Source organism: Bradyrhizobium sp. R2.2-H, from assembly GCF_004346455.1.
In the GTDB taxonomy this organism is placed as follows: domain Bacteria; phylum Pseudomonadota; class Alphaproteobacteria; order Rhizobiales; family Xanthobacteraceae; genus Bradyrhizobium; species Bradyrhizobium diversitatis.
On record NZ_SMBR01000007.1, the window covers coordinates 281134 to 299795 of the forward strand.

The 18662-nt window shown below is 66.0% G+C and carries 18 protein-coding genes; 9 read left to right on the forward strand and 9 right to left on the reverse strand.

Translation table 11 applies throughout. The features are described from left to right. Positions 1–75: 75 nt before the first annotated feature. From EDE08_RS20070 to dnaK, 6 genes are all read right to left on the reverse strand, one after another. Positions 76–387 (reverse strand): DUF1330 domain-containing protein, encoded by a 312-nt coding sequence (locus tag EDE08_RS20070; protein ID WP_028133551.1) that lies wholly within the window; start codon positions 385–387, stop codon positions 76–78. A gap of 19 nt (positions 388–406) precedes the next feature. Next, entirely contained in the window at positions 407–1117 is a 711-nt protein-coding gene (gene pyrF / locus EDE08_RS20075; protein ID WP_131870571.1) for an orotidine-5'-phosphate decarboxylase, read from the reverse strand. Positions 1118–1123: 6 nt separating this feature from the next. Beyond that, entirely contained in the window at positions 1124–1702 is a 579-nt protein-coding gene (locus EDE08_RS20080) for an NADPH-dependent FMN reductase (RefSeq protein ID WP_061880007.1), read from the reverse strand. 57 nt (positions 1703–1759) lie between these two features. After that, complete coding sequence (locus tag EDE08_RS20085) at positions 1760–2359, reverse strand: class I SAM-dependent methyltransferase (RefSeq protein WP_028178941.1); 600 nt, start codon at positions 2357–2359, stop codon at positions 1760–1762. An 88-nt stretch (positions 2360–2447) separates the two neighbouring features. Continuing rightward, positions 2448–3584, reverse strand: coding sequence for a molecular chaperone DnaJ (gene dnaJ, locus EDE08_RS20090; RefSeq protein WP_131870572.1), 1137 nt, complete (start codon positions 3582–3584; stop codon positions 2448–2450). 260 nt (positions 3585–3844) lie between these two features. Then, the gene (gene dnaK, locus EDE08_RS20100; RefSeq protein WP_025033017.1) at positions 3845–5746 is read right to left on the reverse strand and encodes a molecular chaperone DnaK; all 1902 of its coding nucleotides are present in this window, start codon (positions 5744–5746) and stop codon (positions 3845–3847) included. Between the two features lie 394 nt (positions 5747–6140). Here dnaK and EDE08_RS20105 point away from each other — a divergent pair, with 394 nt between their 5' ends. After that, positions 6141–7082 carry a hypothetical protein gene (locus tag EDE08_RS20105; protein WP_165936051.1) on the forward strand — a complete coding sequence of 314 codons (942 nt, stop codon included), beginning with the start codon at positions 6141–6143 and terminating at the stop codon, positions 7080–7082. Positions 7083–7210: 128 nt separating this feature from the next. On the opposite strand, the gene grpE is transcribed toward EDE08_RS20105, so the two are convergent. Then, positions 7211–7828, reverse strand: coding sequence for a nucleotide exchange factor GrpE (gene grpE, locus EDE08_RS20110; protein WP_131870575.1), 618 nt, complete (start codon positions 7826–7828; stop codon positions 7211–7213). A gap of 96 nt (positions 7829–7924) precedes the next feature. After that, positions 7925–9013: a heat-inducible transcriptional repressor HrcA gene (hrcA, locus tag EDE08_RS20115; RefSeq protein ID WP_131870576.1), complete on the reverse strand. Its 1089-nt coding sequence runs from the start codon at positions 9011–9013 to the stop codon at positions 7925–7927. Positions 9014–9173: 160 nt separating this feature from the next. On the opposite strand from hrcA, the gene rph reads away from it, so the two are divergent. Genes rph through hemW form a run of 3 tightly spaced genes read left to right on the forward strand, consistent with a single transcriptional unit; the run spans position 9174 to position 11725 of the window. Beyond that, complete coding sequence (gene rph, locus EDE08_RS20120; RefSeq protein WP_028178946.1) at positions 9174–9887, forward strand: ribonuclease PH; 714 nt, start codon at positions 9174–9176, stop codon at positions 9885–9887. 10 nt (positions 9888–9897) lie between these two features. Then, positions 9898–10533 carry an RdgB/HAM1 family non-canonical purine NTP pyrophosphatase gene (rdgB, locus tag EDE08_RS20125; protein WP_131870577.1) on the forward strand — a complete coding sequence of 212 codons (636 nt, stop codon included), beginning with the start codon at positions 9898–9900 and terminating at the stop codon, positions 10531–10533. Positions 10534–10549: 16 nt separating this feature from the next. Then, positions 10550–11725 carry a radical SAM family heme chaperone HemW gene (gene hemW / locus EDE08_RS20130; protein ID WP_131870684.1) on the forward strand — a complete coding sequence of 392 codons (1176 nt, stop codon included), beginning with the start codon at positions 10550–10552 and terminating at the stop codon, positions 11723–11725. Between the two features lie 188 nt (positions 11726–11913). Here hemW and EDE08_RS20135 read toward each other — a convergent pair whose 3' ends face one another. Further along, positions 11914–13146 carry a penicillin-binding protein activator gene (locus tag EDE08_RS20135; RefSeq protein ID WP_131870578.1) on the reverse strand — a complete coding sequence of 411 codons (1233 nt, stop codon included), beginning with the start codon at positions 13144–13146 and terminating at the stop codon, positions 11914–11916. A gap of 350 nt (positions 13147–13496) precedes the next feature. On the opposite strand from EDE08_RS20135, the gene rsmI reads away from it, so the two are divergent. From rsmI to EDE08_RS20160, 5 genes are all read left to right on the forward strand, one after another. Beyond that, positions 13497–14447: a 16S rRNA (cytidine(1402)-2'-O)-methyltransferase gene (rsmI, locus tag EDE08_RS20140; RefSeq protein WP_131870579.1), complete on the forward strand. Its 951-nt coding sequence runs from the start codon at positions 13497–13499 to the stop codon at positions 14445–14447. Further along, positions 14434–14835, forward strand: a complete 402-nt coding sequence (locus EDE08_RS20145; RefSeq protein ID WP_131870580.1) for a YraN family protein — start codon at positions 14434–14436, stop codon at positions 14833–14835. The genes rsmI and EDE08_RS20145 overlap by 14 nt, the downstream gene beginning before the upstream one ends. A gap of 10 nt (positions 14836–14845) precedes the next feature. Further along, positions 14846–15790 (forward strand): glutathione synthase, encoded by a 945-nt coding sequence (gshB, locus tag EDE08_RS20150; RefSeq protein ID WP_131870581.1) that lies wholly within the window; start codon positions 14846–14848, stop codon positions 15788–15790. 475 nt (positions 15791–16265) lie between these two features. Beyond that, positions 16266–17084, forward strand: coding sequence for a Flp pilus assembly protein CpaB (gene cpaB / locus EDE08_RS20155; protein WP_131870582.1), 819 nt, complete (start codon positions 16266–16268; stop codon positions 17082–17084). Between the two features lie 10 nt (positions 17085–17094). After that, a complete protein-coding gene (locus tag EDE08_RS20160) occupies positions 17095–18612 on the forward strand; it encodes a type II and III secretion system protein family protein (protein ID WP_131870583.1) in 1518 nt (505 codons plus the stop codon). The last annotated feature ends 50 nt before the right edge of the window (positions 18613–18662 follow it).

Below are 18662 nucleotides of genomic sequence, written 5' to 3' on the forward strand. Positions count from 1 at the left end.
TGGTCCGAAGGACCAGACCCGGAATCTCGAGATTCCGGGTTCGATGCTGCGCATCGCCCCGGAATGACTGCAGCCTCAGCCGTCCTGTGGCTGCGGGCCGTCATAGCCTTCGATGATGATGAGGTCGGCGACCGAGTGCGGCTGGCGCACCTTGATGTTGGCCTGGTATTCCGGCGAGTTGTAGCAGGCGAGCGCGGTCTCGTAGTCCGGAAATTCGATCACGACGTTGCGGGTGCGGCTGGCGCCTTCGACGGTGGTGAACTTGCCGGCGCGAACGACGAAGCGGCCGCCCCATTTCTTGAAGATCGGACCGTTGGCGACGGCGTAGGGCTTGTAGCCCTCGTCACTGCTCACATCGACACGCCCGATCCAGTAGCCCTTTGCCATTGCTCTTCTCCCTTGTTGATTAGCTGAGCGCTTGCACGATCTCGGCCTGGATTGCGTCGGCCGCCGCCTTGGGATCGGAGGCCTCGAGGATCGGCCGTCCGACGACGAGATAGTCGGCGCCCGCCGCGATCGCACGACCCGGTGTCATGACGCGCTTCTGGTCGCCGGTCGGTGCGCCCGCCGGACGGATGCCGGGCGTGACGAGGCTCATCTGATGGCCGACGATCTTGCGCAAGGCACCGACCTCTTCCGGCGAGCAGACGAGTCCATCGATGCCGAGCACCTGTGCCTGCTGTGCGCGCGCTTCGACCAGATCGGAGACGCCGAGCCGATATCCGGCCGCGTGCAGGTCGTCGTCATTGTACGAGGTCAGCACCGTGACCGCGAGAATCTTCAAGCTCGATCCGCCACGCCCTTCGACTGCCGCCTTCATGGTCTGCGGATAGGCGTGGACGGTGAGGAAGGTCGCCCCCAGCCTGGCGACACTCTCGACACCGCGCGTCACGGTGTTGCCGATGTCGTGCATCTTGAGATCGGCAAACACTTTCTTGCCCTCGCCGGCGAGCTTGCCGATCAGCGGCAGGCCGCCGGCATAGGCCAACTGATAGCCGATCTTGTAGAACGTGACGCTGTCGCCGAGCCTTGCGACCATCGCCTCCGCAGCCTCCGGGCTCGACACGTCGAGCGGAACGATCAGGCGGTCCTTGGGGGCGATCTCGGCTGGCGTCATGTCACCTCACATCATGCGTTGGGAAACGTCGATCAACTGCGCTACCAGCTCCTTCAACGCGGCGATATCGCCCTCGTTCTTCAGCCTGTCCATATCGTCATAGGCCTGGTCGGCAAAGGCGAGCGTGAGCTGGCTGGCAATCACATTGGCGTGGCACGAGGAGAGGATCAGCCGCAAGGCCTGGAGCGCGCGGGCAGCACCAAGCCGGCTCTGCGAGGCGCCGGCAAGCGCGAAGACGCGGTTGCGGAACACCTCGCCGCGCGCCTCGTGCAGCTCGTGCACGCGGCTGACCCAGTCGATCGCGTTTTTGAGCAGCGGCGGCACCGAGGCGTTGTATTCGGGCGAGACGATGAGGATGCCGTGATGGGCGCCGATCATGCGCTTGAGATTGATGGCGTGCTTGGGCACTCCGGATTTGGCCTGGAGATCGCCGTCGTAGATCGGCAGCGGAAAATCGGCCAGCGAGATGCGGGTGACGTCGACGCCGGCCTGAGCGAATTCATACGCGGCGAGCGCTGCCAGCTTCGCATTGTGCGAGCCGGTGCGCAGCGAGCCGGGAATGATCAGGATTTTGGGCGCGGACATCCAATCCCATGCGTTCGGCGAAACGGGCCCGCCGCGCTAAAGGAGGAGCCGGCGGAATTAATCCTTGCGATACACCCAGACGCGGGCTGGCGGAAGGTTCATCCAGATCCGTTCCGAAGCCTCTGTGGACACGCCGTGCAGCGATTTCGGGATCGGCGGCACCACCGCATAGGTGAACTGGATGAAGGGCGCGCCGGGCGCGAGCGCGGTGAAGGCGTCGCGAATGAGCCGCAGCCGCGTCAGCATCGGTTTTGTGACGAGCGGCAGGCCCGAGACGACAGCGCTAGCCGGCGCGCTCAAGACATTCCAGAGCGTGTCGCGGAGGCGATAGGCATCGCCCTGCACCACCTTGGCTTGTGGGTAGCGATCGCGCAGCAGCGCGCAGAAGCCGGGATTGTATTCGACGAGGACAAGACGCTTCTGATCGACGCCGCGCTCGATCAAGGCCGAGGTGATGGCGCCGGTGCCGGGTCCGAGCTCGACCACCGGTGCGTCCGAATCGACATCGACGTAATGAGCCATGGTCCGCGCCAGCAGCTTGCCAGACGGCATGACCGCGCCCATGTGCAGCGGCTTTTCGATCCACGACCTGAGAAAGCGCACCTCGTCATCGAGTCGAGGCTTCTTCAACGCACGCGCGGACGATGGCAATGGCATGTTGGGACCGGACGGGACCGCGGGACCGCGGCGTGTCAGAAAATGGTCATAAAGACGTATAGGCCGAAGACGGTACGGTCAAGACAAGTCAACTCGCCCGATTACCGAAGAAGTCCTTGACCTTGGCGAAGAAACCCTCGGATTCCGGCTGGGTGTTGCCGGAGGAGAGCTTGTCGAACTCGGCCAGCAATTCCTGCTGCTTCTTGGTGAGATTCTGCGGGGTCTCGACCACGACCTGGACATACATGTCGCCCATCTGGCGCGAGCGCAGCACCGGCATACCCTTTGATGCAATGCGGAATCGGCGGCCCGACTGGGTTCCGGCGGGCACCTTCACCTTGGTCTTGGCCTTCTCGATTGTCGGCACCTCGAATTCGCCGCCGAGCGCGGCCGTCACCATCGAGATCGGCACGCGGCAATGCAGATCGGCGCCGTCGCGTTGGAAGAACTGGTGCTGGGTCAGCGACAGGAAGATGTAGAGGTCGCCGGGCGGTCCGCCGCGGACTCCGGCCTCGCCCTCGCCGGCGAGCCTGATCCGTGTGCCGTCCTCGACGCCTTGCGGAATGTTGACCGACAGCGTGCGCTCGCGGGTGACCCGGCCCTGGCCAGCACAGGCCGGGCAGGCGTCCTCGATCATCTGGCCGCGGCCCTGGCAGCCGGGACAGGTGCGCTCGAGCGTGAAGAAGCCCTGCGACTGCCGCACGCGGCCGGCGCCGCCGCAGGTGGAGCAGGTCTTCGGCTTGGTGCCGGCCTTGGCACCGATGCCCGAGCAGGCCTCGCAGGTGACCGAGACCGGGATCTCGATTTGCGCGGTCTTGCCGCCAAAGGCCTCCTCGAGGGTGATTTCCATGTTGTAGCGCAGGTCCGCCCCGCGCTCGCGGCCGCCGCGGCCGCGCTGACCGGCCATGCCGAACAGGTCTTCGAAAATGTCGGAGAAAGAGGAGGCGAAGCCCGCACCGAAACCGGCAGCGCCACCAAAGCCGCCGCCCTGCTCGAACGCGGCGTGGCCATAGCGGTCGTAGGCCGCGCGCTTGTCCTTGTCTTTCAGGACCTCGTAAGCCTCGTTGATTTCCTTGAACTTGACCTCGCTGGTCTCATCCCCGGGATTGCGGTCGGGATGGAATTTCATGGCCAGCTTGCGGAACGACGATTTCAGCCTGGATTCGTCGGCGTCGCGTTCGACTTCGAGGGTCTCGTAATAGCAGCGCTTGGTGGACGTGGACATGCTGAGCTCGGTCTATCCAATCGCGATTCAAGTTGGCGCGGAACAACGCTGACATACGGCGATATAAGCGCCCTTCGACCTTGCGGCAGAGGGCAGCATGGCAGCGCTGAGAATAACGGCTGGGAATTGATCGATCGTAACGGGGCCGACTTCGAGGGAGTCTTGGCCCGCCTGCCCCGACGCGACGGCCTCCCCCGCGAGGGAGGAGGCCGGTAGCGCGTGTGGGGTCCAGGTCGCCCGCATCGTCACCCTCTCGGGGCTTAAGCGGACTTCTTGTTGTTCTTGTCGTCGTCGACCTCGGTGAATTCCGCATCGACGACGTCGTCCTTGGCCGCATCCTTCTTGGCGTCGGCCTCGGCCTGCTGCTTGTACATGGCCTCGCCGAGCTTCATCGAAGCCTGCGCCAGCGTCTGGGTCTTGGCCTTGATCGCCTCGGCATCGTCGCCCTTCAGCGCTTCCTTGAGGTCGCTGACGGCATCCTCGATGGCGCGGCGCTCGCTCTCGGCGACCTTCGAACCGTGCTCGGCCAACGCCTTCTCCGTCGAATGCACCAGGCCGTCGGCCTCGTTCTTGGCGGTCACGGCCTCGCGGCGCTTCTTGTCCGCCTCGGCATTGGCCTCGGCGTCCTTGACCATCTTCTCGATGTCGGCTTCCGACAGACCACCCGAGGCCTGGATGCGGATCTGCTGCTCCTTGCCCGTGGCCTTGTCCTTGGCCGAGACGTTGACGATGCCGTTGGCGTCGATGTCGAAGGTCACCTCGATCTGCGGCATGCCGCGCGGAGCCGGCGGGATACCCATCAGGTCGAACTGGCCGAGCATTTTGTTGTCGGCCGCCATTTCACGCTCGCCCTGGAAGACGCGGATGGTGACGGCATTCTGATTGTCTTCAGCCGTCGAGAACACCTGGCTCTTCTTGGTCGGGATCGTGGTGTTGCGGTCGATGATGCGGGTGAACACGCCGCCCAGCGTCTCGATGCCCAGTGACAGCGGGGTCACGTCGAGCAGCAGCACGTCCTTGACGTCGCCCTGGAGCACGCCGGCCTGGATCGCGGCACCGATCGCCACGACTTCGTCCGGATTGACGCCCTTGTGCGGCTCCTTGCCGAACAGCTGCTTCACGACTTCCTGGACCTTCGGCATGCGCGACATGCCGCCGACCAGCACGACTTCGCCGATCTCACCGGCGGTGACGCCGGCATCCTTCAGCGCCTTGCGGCAAGGCTCGACCGTCTTCTGGATGAGGTCGTCGACCAGCGCCTCGAACTTGGCACGGGTGAGCTTCATCGTCAGATGCTTCGGGCCGGTCTGGTCCGCCGTGATGAACGGCAGGTTGATCTCGGTCTGCGTCGTCGAGGACAGCTCGATCTTGGCCTTTTCAGCGGCTTCCTTCAGGCGCTGCAACGCAAGCTTGTCGTTGCGCAGGTTGATGCCCTGCTCCTTCTGGAACTCGTCGGCCAGATAGCCCACGAGGCGCATGTCGAAATCTTCGCCGCCGAGGAAGGTGTCGCCGTTGGTCGACTTCACCTCGAACACGCCGTCGCCGATTTCGAGAATGGAGATATCGAACGTGCCGCCGCCGAGGTCGTACACGGCGATGGTGCCGGCCTTGGTCTTGTCGAGGCCGTAGGCGAGCGCGGCCGCGGTCGGCTCGTTGATGATGCGCAGCACTTCGAGGCCCGCGATCTTGCCGGCGTCCTTGGTCGCCTGGCGCTGGGCGTCGTTGAAGTAGGCGGGAACGGTGATGACGGCCTGATCGACCTTCTGACCGAGATGGGCTTCCGCGGTCTCCTTCATCTTCTGCAAGATGAACGCCGAGACCTGCGAGGGCGAGTAGGTCTGGCCGTCGGCCTCGACCCAGGCGTCGCCGTTGGAGGCTTTCACGATCTTGTACGGGACGAGCTTCTTGTCCTTCTCGACCATCGGGTCGTCGTAGCGGCGGCCGATGAGGCGCTTCACTGCGAAGAAGGTACGCTCGGGATTGGTGACGGCCTGGCGCTTGGCCGGCTGGCCGACGAGGCGCTCACCGTCGTCCGTCACGGCGACGATCGAAGGCGTCGTGCGCATGCCTTCGGAATTCTCGATGACTTTCGCGTTCTTGCCATCCATCACGGCGACGCACGAATTCGTGGTGCCGAGGTCGATCCCAATGACCTTTCCCATGGTCCTGATACCCTTCTTTTTGCGGCAGGTTGGCTGGGCCCAGAAGGCACCCGAACCGAAACCCCCTAAGATCAAACATCCGCGATATTGCGATGATTGAGGCTCATATAGGAGGGGGGGAGGGGCCCGCAAGGACCGAAGCTACGTTTCTGCCGCGAAAACATTGGGTTTTGAAAGATGATGTCGGGCTCAGCCGCCCTTGCGGGTGTGGAATTATTGACAGGTTCGGGCCTCGGCAAGCCCCCGCCACCCGCAACAGGCCCCGCCCTGTTGCGGCAAGGCCAAACCCGCTAAAAGGCGAACCGGCCGGACAGCCGGCGCAGCTGCTTCGCGCGACAAAGCGGCCCGGCGGCCGACCATCGAACGGCCTCAATGTGAACCAATCAGAGTGCCCATGAAGCTGATCCGACCCCTCGCCGCGCTGGCCCTCCTCACCGTAACAGCGTTTCCGGCCCTTGCCGCCGACGCCGTTTTCCCACCTGGCTTGCGCCTCGGCATGGTGCCGCTGATCGGCCTCAGCACCGCCAAGACCTTTCCGGGCTTCGAGAGCGAGGATGGCAGTGTCAAGGTACTGGTCACCGAGCTGCCGCCGGCGGCCTATGGCGAGGTCGTGAGCGCCTTCAATGCCAATCCCGCCGGGACCAATGGCGTCACACAGGACAAGATCGAGACCCCCGCGGGCCTCGCCTATTTCACCACCGAAAGCGGCAAGGCCGGCGATACCCCGGTGAAGCGCTATTCGATGATCGTGCCCGGCGCCGGCTTCTCCGGCTATGTCGCGGTGCAGATCCCGGAGAATGCGACCAAGATCTACACGGATGAGGCGGTGCGGCAGATGTTTGCGAGCACAGTCACCCGCAGGCAGGTCTCGGCTGAAGAGCAGATCGCGCTGATGCCGTTCAAGATCACCGATCTCGCCAATTTCAAGGACATCCGAACGCTCGCACCGGGCAGCAGCATCATCCTCGCCGACGGCGATGAGAGCACGGGTTACGAATCGAAGCCGTTCATGATTCTCGGCGTGATCGGCGCCACCCCGCAGCAGGCCGACGACCGCGCCCGCTTCGCCCAGGAGGCGGCGCTCCAGATTCCCGGCGTGCGCGAGTCGCGCATCACCATGTCCGAGCCGATTCGCATCAACGGCCAGCAGGGCTTCGAGACCCGGATCGACGGCGTCAGCGGCAAGGACAAGGTCCCCGTGACCGTGGTGCAGTGGATCCGCTTCTCGACCGGCGGCGCATCACTGCGCATCATCGCCAGCGCCCCACGCGACCAGTGGCTGCCGGCCTTCACGCGCTTCCGGGCCGTCCGCGACGGCATTCAGCCGAAGGGATAGCTGTATCCGCAAGCGAGATGCGCTCCCTCCCTCGCTTGCTTGCGGGAGGCTTGGAGAGCGCTGTCGCACCAGCGAAGACTCTCCCAGAGGAGAGCTCAACCGGCCGCTTTGCGAACCATGAGGTTCAATCAGTTCGGCGCGCCGTTCGATTCATTGTTGTTGGCGGCGGGGGCTGCCTTCGCACCGCCCTTGGCGACACCGACCAGCGCCGGGCGCAGCACGCGCTCGCCGATGGTGTAGCCGGCCTGCATAACCTGCACCACGGTGCCTGACGGCACCGACGCATCGGGCACTTCGTACATCGCCTGGTGGAAATTCGGGTCGAACTTCTGGCCCTGCGGATCGAGCTTTTTCACGCCATGCTTCTCGAGCGCGCTGTGCAGCGAGCGCTCGGTCAACTCGACACCCTCGATCAGCGCCGTGAGGCCGGGATCGGCCGCAGCACGCGCTTCGGCCGGAACGGCATCGAGCGCACGCTGGAGATTGTCGGCGATGTCGAGCACGTCGCGGGCAAAGCCGGTGATGCCGTAGAGGCGCGCGTCGGCGACCTCCTTCGTGGTGCGCTTGCGCAGATTCTCCATCTCGGCCAGCGTCCGCAGCATGCGGTCGCGCGCCTCGGCCGCTTCCTTCTGCAACGTTTCGACCGAGCCCGGCTCGGGATCGTCGGGCATGATGTAGGGCTTTGACACCACGGGCTCGGGCGTCGGCGCGGTCGTGTCTTCGGGTTGCCGGTCTCGATCGGTCATCGGCTCTAATCTCGAACTCGTTTCCAGGGATTGTTGGCCCGGATATCGTGCCTAAGCTTGCGAAAATCAAGCGCCCGTGATCGGTGGAGGCGCCGGTCAGCCCCCCAAGAGGCGGCTGACGATGCGGGCGGCGTAGTCCACGGTCGTGATCACGCGGGCATAATTCAGCCGCGTCGGCCCGATCACGCCGAGAACGCCGACGATGTGGCCGGCGGCATCCCGATAGGGCGAAATGATGGTGGAGGACCCCGACAGCGAGAACAGCTTGTTCTCGCTGCCGATGAAGATGCGCACGCCCTCGGCGGTCTCGGCCCGGCCGAGCAGGTCGATCACGCCGCGCTTGGTCTCGAGGTCGTCGAACAACAGGCGAACACGCTCCAGATCCTCCAGCGCATGCAGATCTTCGAGCAGATTGGCATGGCCGCGGACGATCAGCTGGCGATCCTCGTTCTCGCCGCCGGACCAGCTGGCGATGCCGGCCGAGATCACCTTCTGCGTCAGCTGATCGAGCTCTGCGCGGGCCTCCGCAAGGGCCGTCTCGAGCTCGAGCCGCGCCTCCGCCAGCGTGCGGCCGCGGATGCGCGCATTGAGGAAATTGCCGGCCTCGGTGAGCGCCGAGGAGGGAACCCCGGGCGGCAGCGTCAGCACGCGGTTTTCCACCTGGCCGTCCTCGCCGACGAGGATGACCAGCGCTTTCTCGGGTTCCAGGCGGACGAATTCGATGTGCTTCAGTCGCGCATTGGATTTTGGCGTCAACACGACGGCAGCGGCCCGGGTGAGGCCGGAGAGCCGCATCAAGGCCTCGTCCAGCGCCGCCTCGACCGACTGCGCCTCGCCGACCGAGGAGAGCTGGCTCTGGATCGACTGCCGCTCGGCCTCGTTGAGGTCGCCGACCTGCATCAGGGCATCGACGAAGAAGCGCAGGCCGAGTTCCGTCGGCAACCGCCCGGCGGAGGTGTGCGGGGCATAGATCAGGCCGAGTTGTTCCAGATCCGCCATGACGTTACGGACCGAGGCGGGCGAGAGCGGCATGGCGATCAGGCGGGAAATGTTGCGCGAGCCGACAGGCTCGCCGGTCGCGAGATAGCTTTCGACAATTTGACGAAAGATGTCGCGGGAACGCTCGTTGAGCTGGGCAAGGCCTGCGCGCGGCGCGATCAGATGGATCGGATCGTGATGGGCCACAGACGGTAACTCCTCTCAGATACTCGTAATTTGTCTATCCCGGGCGCTTCTGACAAGCGTGGCGTTTGCGGCCGCGGGGTGAAAAAGCCTTGCCGCCCATCCCCGCCGCACCTACAAGCACCGCGAGCAGCCTTTTCCCGTGAGTTTTGGAGGATTTCCCATGCGGCCAAGCCGCCGTGCGCCCGACGAATTGCGCCCCGTGACGCTGGAGCGTGGCGTGGTGAAATATGCGGAAGGTTCGTGTCTGGTGAAATTCGGCGACACCCATGTGCTGGTCACCGCCACGCTGGAGGACCGCCTGCCGCCGTGGCTGAAGGGCCAGGGCCGCGGCTGGGTCACCGCCGAATACGGCATGCTGCCGCGCGCGACCTCGGAACGGACCCGCCGCGAGGCATCCGCCGGCAAGCAGAGCGGCCGCACCGTCGAGATCCAGCGCCTGATCGGCCGCTCGCTCCGCACCATCATCAATCTCGAAGCCCTCGGCGAGCGCCAGATCACGGTCGATTGCGACGTGCTTCAGGCCGACGGCGGCACGCGCACGGCCTCGATCACGGGCGCCTGGGTCGCACTCGCCGACTGCGTCAACTGGATGAAGGCGCGGAACATGGTCAAGGCCAACGTGCTGCGCGACAACGTCGCCGCGATCTCCTGCGGCATCTACAACGGCACGCCGGTGCTCGACCTCGACTACGCCGAGGATTCCGAGGCCGAGACCGACGCCAATTTCGTCATGACCGGCGATGGCCGCATCATCGAGGTGCAGGGCACCGCGGAACGCGAGCCGTTCACCGAAGCCGAGCTGCTGGCGCTGATGGCGCTGGCCCGCAAGGGCGTCGCGCGTCTGGTGGACTTGCAGAAACTGGCTGTGGCGTAGTCAATAAGCCATGCACCGCCGAATCACGGACAAGCTGGTCATCGCGACCCACAATCCGGGCAAGCTCGCCGAGATGCGGGAGCTGCTTGCGCCGTACGGCATCGAGGCGGTGTCGGCGGGAGAGCTCGGCCTGTCCGAGCCGGACGAGACCGGCAGCGATTTCCGCAGCAATGCCGCCATCAAGGCGATCGCGGCGGCGCGAGCAGCCAGGCTTCCCGCCTTCGCCGATGATTCCGGCATCGTGGTCGACGCGCTCGACGGCGCGCCCGGCATCTACAGCGCGCGCTGGGCTGGCCCTTCCAAGGATTTCAGCGCGGCGATGGCGCAGATCGAGCGCCTGTTGCAGGAGCGCGGCGCCACCACGCCGGACAAGCGCAGAGCCCATTTCGTCTCGGCACTCTGCGTCGCCTGGCCCGACGATCATCTCGAAGAGGTCGAGGCGCGCGTCGACGGCACGCTGGTCTGGCCACCGCGCGGGACTGCCGGCTTCGGCTACGACCCGATGTTCCTGCCCGACGGCCACAACCGCACCTTCGGCGAGATGGAGAGCATCGAGAAGCACGGCCTGCCGCCGCTCGGCCTCGGCCTGTCGCATCGCGCCCGCGCCTTCGTGAAACTGGCGGAGATCTGCCTTGAGCCGCGATAGAGCGTTTTCGAGCGAAGTGAATACCGGTTCGCGCAAGGAAAACGCGTCGAAACAAGACTTCGGCGTCTACGTGCACTGGCCGTTCTGCCTGTCGAAATGTCCCTATTGCGACTTCAACAGCCACGTTCGCCACGCCGCGATCGACGAGGCGCGCTTCGCTTCCGCCTTTGCGCGCGAGATCGCAACCACCGCAGGGCGTGCGCCGGGCCGCGAGGTCACCTCGATCTTCCTCGGTGGCGGCACGCCATCCCTGATGCAGCCCGCAACCGTCGGCGCCGTGCTCGATGCGATCGGCAAGCACTGGACCGTCGCAGGCGACGTCGAGGTCACGCTGGAAGCGAACCCGACCAGCGTCGAAGCCACGCGCTTCGCCGGCTATCGCACCGCCGGCGTCAATCGCGTCTCGCTCGGCGTGCAGGCGCTCGACGATGCCTCGCTGAAGGCGCTCGGCCGCATGCACAGCGCGCGCGAGGCGCTCGATGCCGTCGCCATCGCACGCCGCTCGTTCGACCGCTATTCGTTCGACCTGATCTACGCCCGCCCCGACCAGACGCCGGCGATGTGGGCCGACGAACTGCGTCTGGCAATCGATGAAGCGGCCGAGCATCTGTCGCTCTATCAATTGACGATCGAGGAAGGCACGCCGTTCTTCGGCCTGCACCAAGCCGGCAAATTGAAGACGCCGGATGAAGCGGTCGCGCGCGCTCTCTACGACGTCACGCAGGAGACCTGCGACAGGCTGGGTCTGCCCGCCTACGAGATCTCCAATCACGCCCGGCGCGGCGCCGAGTGCCGGCACAATCTGGTATACTGGCGCGGCGAGGAATATGCCGGCATCGGCCCCGGCGCGCACGGCCGCCTCGACATCGACGGTATCAGGCACGCCACCGCCACCGAGAAGCGTCCCGAGGCTTGGCTGCTGCGCGTCGAGACCAACGGCCACGGCGTCGTCACCGACGAGCGCCTCAACAGCGAAGAGCGCGCCGACGAATTCCTGCTGATGGGACTGCGCCTCGCCGAGGGCATCGACCCCGAGCGCTACAAAGCACTCGCGGGCCGCCCGCTCGACCCCCGCCGCATCGCGCTGCTGCGCGAGGAAGGCGCGATCACGGTGGACCCGACGGGCCGGCTGCGCGTGACCAGCAGCGGATTTCCGGTGCTGGATGCGGTGGTCGCGGATCTTGCGGCCTGAACTCTCTCCCATCGTCGTCCCGGACAAGCGCAGCGAAGCGGAGCGCCGATCCGGGACCCATAACCACAGGGAGAAGTCGCGGCACGAAGCTGACAACCACGAGTCTTCGTCAAACCCCTTCCTGTGGTTATGGGTCCCGGATCGGCGCGCGCTTAAGGCGCGCTTGTCCGGGACGACGGAAGATGTAGCTACGCCCCAAAACTCTTCGGCGAGCCCGCGACCGCAACGCCGCCACCCTGCGTCACCTTCATCACCGCGAGCCCGCGTTCATTCGTGCCATCGGCGCGGAAGCGGAACAGGCCATCGATACCGGCGAAGCCGGAAGGGTTCGTGAGCACGTCGGGCGAGAAACGCGTGGTGCCTTGCGTGCGCGCGAGGGCGGCAACGAGGGCGACCGCGTCATAGGCGAGCGTGGCGGTTCGCACCGGCTCGCCGCCATATTTGGTGCGATAGCGGCCGGAGAAGGCGCGGAAGCCGGCCGGGTCGGGCGCGGCGTAGAGGCCGCCCTGGAGCGCGGCGCTGGCATAGACGCGCGGATTATCCCACAGGCCGGTGCCGAGCAGCTGGATGTTGCGCAGATTGGCGCCTGCGGCCGTCATCGCATCCGCCACTGAGACCACCGCATCGCCGTCATCGGCAATGAACAGCGCGTCCGCGCTGCCGAGCTGCTGAGCCACGGTGCGTGCCGGCGTGGCGCGATCGGCACCGTATTTCTCGAAGGCGACGATGCGCCCGCCGCGCCGCGGCGCCGCGGCCTTCACCGCGGCCTCGACGACATTGCCGTAGGCGTTGTCGGGCACCAGCACGGCGAAAGAGCGCTTTCCGATGCTGGCGGAATATTCGACGATGCGGTTGACGTCGGACTCCGGCAGGAACGAGAGCAGATAGACGCCGCGCCCGGCGATGCTGGAATCGGTCGAGAACGCGATGACCGAAATGCCGCGCGCGCGCGCGACCTGCGCCACCGCCGGCACCGATTGCGCGAACAGCGGCCCGAGGATGATCTCGGCGCCTTCGTCGACCGCCTGCTGCGCGCCGGCTTGCGCGCCTTGCGGGCTGCCATTGTCGTCCTTGATCAGGAGCTGGATGTTCGGGTTCTGGAACTCGGCCAGCGCCATCTCGGCGGCGTTGCGCATGGATTGCGCGGCGAGCCCGGCGTTACCGGCAGCTGAGAGCGGCAGGATCAGACCTACCTTCACGCCGCCGGTGCCGGCGGTCGTCGCCTGTTGCGGGGGACCCGCCGGCTGGGCCGGCGGCGCGGAACTCGAGAACGGGTTGGAGAACTGGCTGAGACTCTGCTGCACGCCGGCGCAGGCCGACAGCACGGGCGCACCGAGCAACAGGCCGAGCGCACTCCGGCGGGTGGCCCCCGACGATCGGGATCCCGGAGCGAGAGACTTTGGATGACGCGGGCCCATCATGGCAGCTTCTCTTCTGACCCGCCGTCGCCGGCCGGTCACGACATTCCTTCCGCGACACAGGCCGCGGACTCAGGTATATTGTCGGCAAACAGTTAACCAAAACAAAAGGATAACAGCCGCTTAACGCGACCGCCTTCCCGTCCTGGCAGCCGTTCGCCGTCGCTCATCCAGCATCAAGGCGGCGTTTCCGTCGTGAATATGGCGCGATGGCCCTCATTCCCACTCGAGGTGATCCTGGCCGATCACATTCCCGCCCGTTCCTCGCCCCCCATCTGGGCACGATCCTGGGCACGATCTTTTTCGACCAGAAGGTTCCCAGCCCTGCGGATCGTGCCTAAGTTGGCTTCATTATGCGCGCAAAGCCGGCCCCGATAAATACGTCTGAAGCTCAAGACGCCGCCTCGCGCGGTTTCTCCATCGATGCCCATCGGATCGCGACGCCGAAGGCCGCGCCGGGTCTCTATCTGGTCGCGACACCCATCGGCAATCTCGGCGACATCACCCTGCGGGCGCTTCAGACGCTCGCCGGCGTCGACGTCATCGCCTGCGAGGACACCCGCATCACGCGCCGCCTGACCGAGCGCTATGCGATCGCAGCAACGCTCAAGCAATATCACGAGCACAATGCGGAAGCGGCGCGTCCGAAGATTCTCGAGGCGCTGGCGCGAGGCGGCTCGGTCGCGCTGGTGTCGGACGCCGGCACGCCACTGATCTCAGATCCCGGCTTCAAGCTGGTGCGCGAGGTCTGCACCGCCGGCCATCCGGTGCACGCGCTGCCCGGCCCGTCCTCGGTGCTGGCGGCTCTGTCCGTCGCCGCGCTGCCGACCGACCGCTTCTTCTTCGAGGGTTTCCTGCCGGCGAAATCCGCCGCGCGCCGCGCACGCCTCGCCGAGCTTGCGCGCATCGACGCGACGCTGGTGATGTTCGAATCGGGCAACCGGATGCAGGCCACCTTGGACGACCTTGCGGAGATCATGGGCGAACGCGAGGCCGCGGTCTGCCGCGAGCTGACGAAGCTGCACGAGGAGGTCAGGCGTGCGCCGCTCGCCGAGCTCGCGCGGCAAGCCGATGCGCCGGAGACGCGCGGCGAGTTCGTGCTGGTGATCGGCCCGCCCGCAGCGGACGCCGACGTGCTGGCACCGGACGCGCTCGACGGACTCCTGCGCGAGCAGCTTGCCGCAAACAGCGTCAAGGATGCCGTGGCGCATGCGGTCGCACTGTCGGGCCGGCCGCGCCGCGAGGTCTATGCCCGCGCGCTGGAGCTCGCGAAGGATCTTCGGGGCGGCGATGGCGAAGACTGAGCCCCCCAGGGAACCGAAGGTCGCCTCGCCCGAGCGCGTCGCCGCGTTCCGTACCGGCATTTCCGCGGAGAGCCGCGCCGCGGCCTATCTGATGGCCAAGGGCTACCGTATCCTCGCCAAACGCTACCGCACCCCGCATGGCGAGATCGACATCGTGGCGCGCCGCCGCAACCTGATCGCTTTCGTTGAGGTCAAGGCGCGGGCGAGCCTGGACGACGCCGCTTTCGCCGTGACGCCGCGCCAGCAGCAGCGCATCATCGACGCCGCGCAAGGCTGGCTCGTGGCGCATCCCGAGCATGCCGAATTCGAATTGCGATTCGACGCGATGCTGATTGCGCCGCGCTCGCTTCCGCGCCATGTGTTGGCGGCATTCGACGCCTCGACCTGAAAGGCAGATCATGAAACTCAATGTCGCCGTCCAGATGGATCCCATCGCCCGCATCAACATCAAGGGCGATTCCACCTTTGCGCTGCTTCTGGAAGCGCAGAAGCGCGGCCATGGCCTGTCCTACTACACGCCCGACAAGCTCTCGATGGTCGGCGAAGAGCTGGTTGCGCCGGTTCAGCTCCTGACCGTGCGCGACGAGCCCGGCGACCACTTCACATTGGGCGAGCCCAGGCGCGAAGCGCTGAACGGCTTTGACGTGGTGCTGCTCCGCCAGGACCCGCCATTCGACCTCGCCTACATCACCTCGACGCATTTCCTGGAGCGCATCCATCCGAAGACGCTGGTCGTCAACGATCCCGCCTCCGTGCGCAACGCGCCGGAGAAGCTGTTCGTGATGAATTTTCCACAGCTGATGCCGCCGACGCTGATCTCGCGCGACCTGGATGAGATCAACGCGTTTCGCGACAAGCACGGCGCCGTCGTCATGAAGCCGCTGCACGGCCATGGCGGCGCGGCGGTGTTCCGCGTGATGCCGCAGGACATGAATTTCGGCTCGCTGTTCGACATGTTCTCGGTGACGTTCAGGGAGCCCTGGGTGATCCAGCAGTTCATCCCCGAGGTGAAGCACGGCGACAAGCGCATCATCCTGGTCGACGGCGAGTTCGCCGGCGCGGTGAACCGCGTGCCGGCCGCCGACGACCTCCGCTCCAACATGGTGCGCGGCGGCGCGGCGCAGGAGACCGAGCTCACCCCGCGCGAGCGCGAGATCTGCGCCACCGTCGGCCCGGCGCTGCGCGAGCGCGGCCTCCTGTTCGTCGGCATCGACGTCATCAACGGCAACCTCACCGAGATCAACGTCACCTCGCCCACCGGCATCCGCGCGATTGCGCGGCTCGGTGGCCCTGACGTTGCGGCGAGAATCTGGGACGTGATCGAGCAGAAGCGGAAGAAGTAGAGCCCGTCACTTCGTAACCGCTCCATCGCCGTCACCCTGAGGTGGCCGCTTCTTCAGCGGCCCTCGAAGGGCGACGGCCCTTCTGCAGCACCGGGGCCGTGCATCCTTCGAGGCTCCGCATGCCATGCATTCGCATCGCGTGCCTCGCACCTCCAGCGACAATGGCTTCGCCATTGAGCGGGGATGACGGACCGTGGGCGGTTATCGCGGATGCGACGCGGCTTCCGAGCCCACCACTAACCACCCGTTCACCATGACGCCCACGCGCCGCATTCGATCGCGTGCGCGGTCTGCGTGAAACTACGGAGCCGCCGGCGGATCGAATAACGCCGCGTTCACCATCCGCCGAAAACCAGCATCGCGGCCGGCGATCGCATTCGGCCTCGCAACACCCCTTATACCTTTGCTCCCTACTCATCGACGCGGGGGAACACGCCACGTGCAGTTCGAGTGCCCCGCGTAAGAGTAGAGGCGCATGAACACCGCACGCATCGTCGTTCTCGTCATCGCACTGGGCGCCGGCGGCGTCGCTGCGTATCTGGCGAGCGGCTTCGACAACAATCCCGCGCCTGCCCCTCCCGTCGCCGAGAAGCTGCCGACGGTCGAGGTGCTCGTCGCGAAGAACGACATCCAGCTCGGCCAGGCCGTGAAGCCCGACGATCTGCAATGGCAGGCCTGGCCGGCCGCGACGGCGAGCAGCGCCTTCATCCGCCGCGACGGCAGGCCCGACGCGCAGACCCAGATCGCCGGCTCGATCGCACGCGTGCCGTTGATGCAGGGCGAGCCGATCCGCGAGCAGAAGCTGGTCAGGGCCGAAGGCTCCGGCTTCATGGCCGCGATCCTGCCGTCCGGGATGCGCGCCGTCTCCACCGAGATTTCAGCCGAAACGGGCGCCGGCGGCTTCATCCTTCCGAACGACCGCGTCGACATCATCCTGACCCGCCGCCTGAAGAATCCCGACGGCAACAGCGATGGCCCGACCGGCGGCAACGACCTCATCCTGTCCGAGGTCATTCTCGCCAACATCCGCGTGCTCGCGATCGACCAGGCGCCGAAGGAAAAGGACGGCCAGAACGCCGTGCTCGGCAAGACCGTCACGCTCGAGCTCAGGCCCGACCAGGTCGCAACGCTCTCGGCCGCACGCCAGGGCGGCACGCTGACGCTCGCGCTGCGCAGCATCGTCGATGCCAACGCATTCGAGGGTACGCCCGACGACCAGGCGGTCAAGCGCCCGGGCGGCGTGAACGTGATCCGTTACGGCGTGCAGGCACGACAACTGACGTCACAGAAGTGATGGGGATAGCATGAGTTACGGGGGTAATCGGACGAGCCTGCGCATTCGGGGGAAGCGCGCGCGCTCGTTCCTGGCGGGGACGATGTTGATGCTGGGGCTGCTCGCAGCCTCCGACGTCGTCAGCGCCGCGGATGCGCCGGTCGGCGACCAGGCGCCGATGCAAGCGCCCGACCTCGGCGTGTCGCCGGTCTCGACGGTCGCAGCGGCGAGGACGCGATTTCTCTCGCTTGGTGTGGGCAAATCAGTCGTCATCGACCTGCCGCGCGAGGTCAAGGACGTGCTCGTGGCCGACCCCAAGATCGCCAACGCGGTGATCCGCTCGGCCCAGCGCGCCTATATCATCGGCGGCCAGGTCGGCCAGACCAACGTCGTGTTCTTCACCGCCGACGGCCAGCAGGTCGCCTCCTACGACATCGCCGTGAAGCGCGATCTCAACGGCATGCGCGCGGCGCTCCGCCAGTCCTTGCCGGGCGTACAGGTCGAAGGCGTCGGCGACAGCGTGATGCTGACCGGCTCGGTGTCGAGCCCGGTCGAGGCCCAGCAGGCCGGTGACGTCGCCGCCAAGCTCGTCGGCGGCGCCGAGAAGGTCGTCAACAACATCATCGTGCGCGGCCGCGACCAGGTGATGCTCAAGGTCGTCGTCGGCGAAGTGCGCCGCGACATCGTCAAGCAGCTCGGCGTCGATCTCAGCGCCAGCCTGAATGCCGGCACCGCGGTGGTGAATTTCAACAACTCCAATCCGTTCTCGGTCTCCGGCGGCCCGCTCGTCAGCAGCAACGGGCTCGGCGTCACCGGACTCGCAAAAGGCGTGGCCACGGTCAACGCCACGATGCGCGCGATGGAAAGCGCCGGCGTGATGCGGACGCTGGCCGAGCCCAGCCTGACGGCGATCTCCGGCGAGTCCGCCACCTTCATTGCCGGCGGCGAATTCCCTATCCCTGCGGGCTATTCCTGCGATCCGGTTACCCATGTCTGTACCACCCAGATCACCTACAAGAAGTTCGGCATCTCCCTGAACTTCACGCCGGTCGTGCTAAGCGAGGGACGTATCAGCCTGCGCGTGATGACCGAAGTCTCGGAGCTGTCGAGTCAGAACGCCATCTCCGTGACGCAAGCGGTGTCGGCAGGCCAGACCAGCTCGATCACCATCCCGTCGATCCAGACCCGCCGCGCCGAGACCACGCTGGAAATTCCCTCGGGCGGCTCGATGGCGATGGCCGGCCTGATCCAGCAGCAGACCAAGCAGGCGATCAACGGCCTGCCCGGCGTCGACCAAATACCGATCATCGGCGCGCTGTTCCGCAGCCAGGACTTCGTCAACAACGAGACCGAGCTGATGGTGATCGTGACGCCCTATGTGGTGCGCGCGGTCGCCCAGAAGGAATTGTCACGTCCCGACGACGGCTTCGCGCCGGCTTCGGACGCGCAGACGGCGTTGCTTGGCCGCATGAACCGCCTCTATGGCATCGCGCGCCGCGTCGATCCGATCAGCGGCACGCCGGGTGATTTCGGCTTCATCATCGACTGAGACGAACGCGCGGCGTGGGGACCGGTGCAGGAATTGGGGCAGGAGGGGAT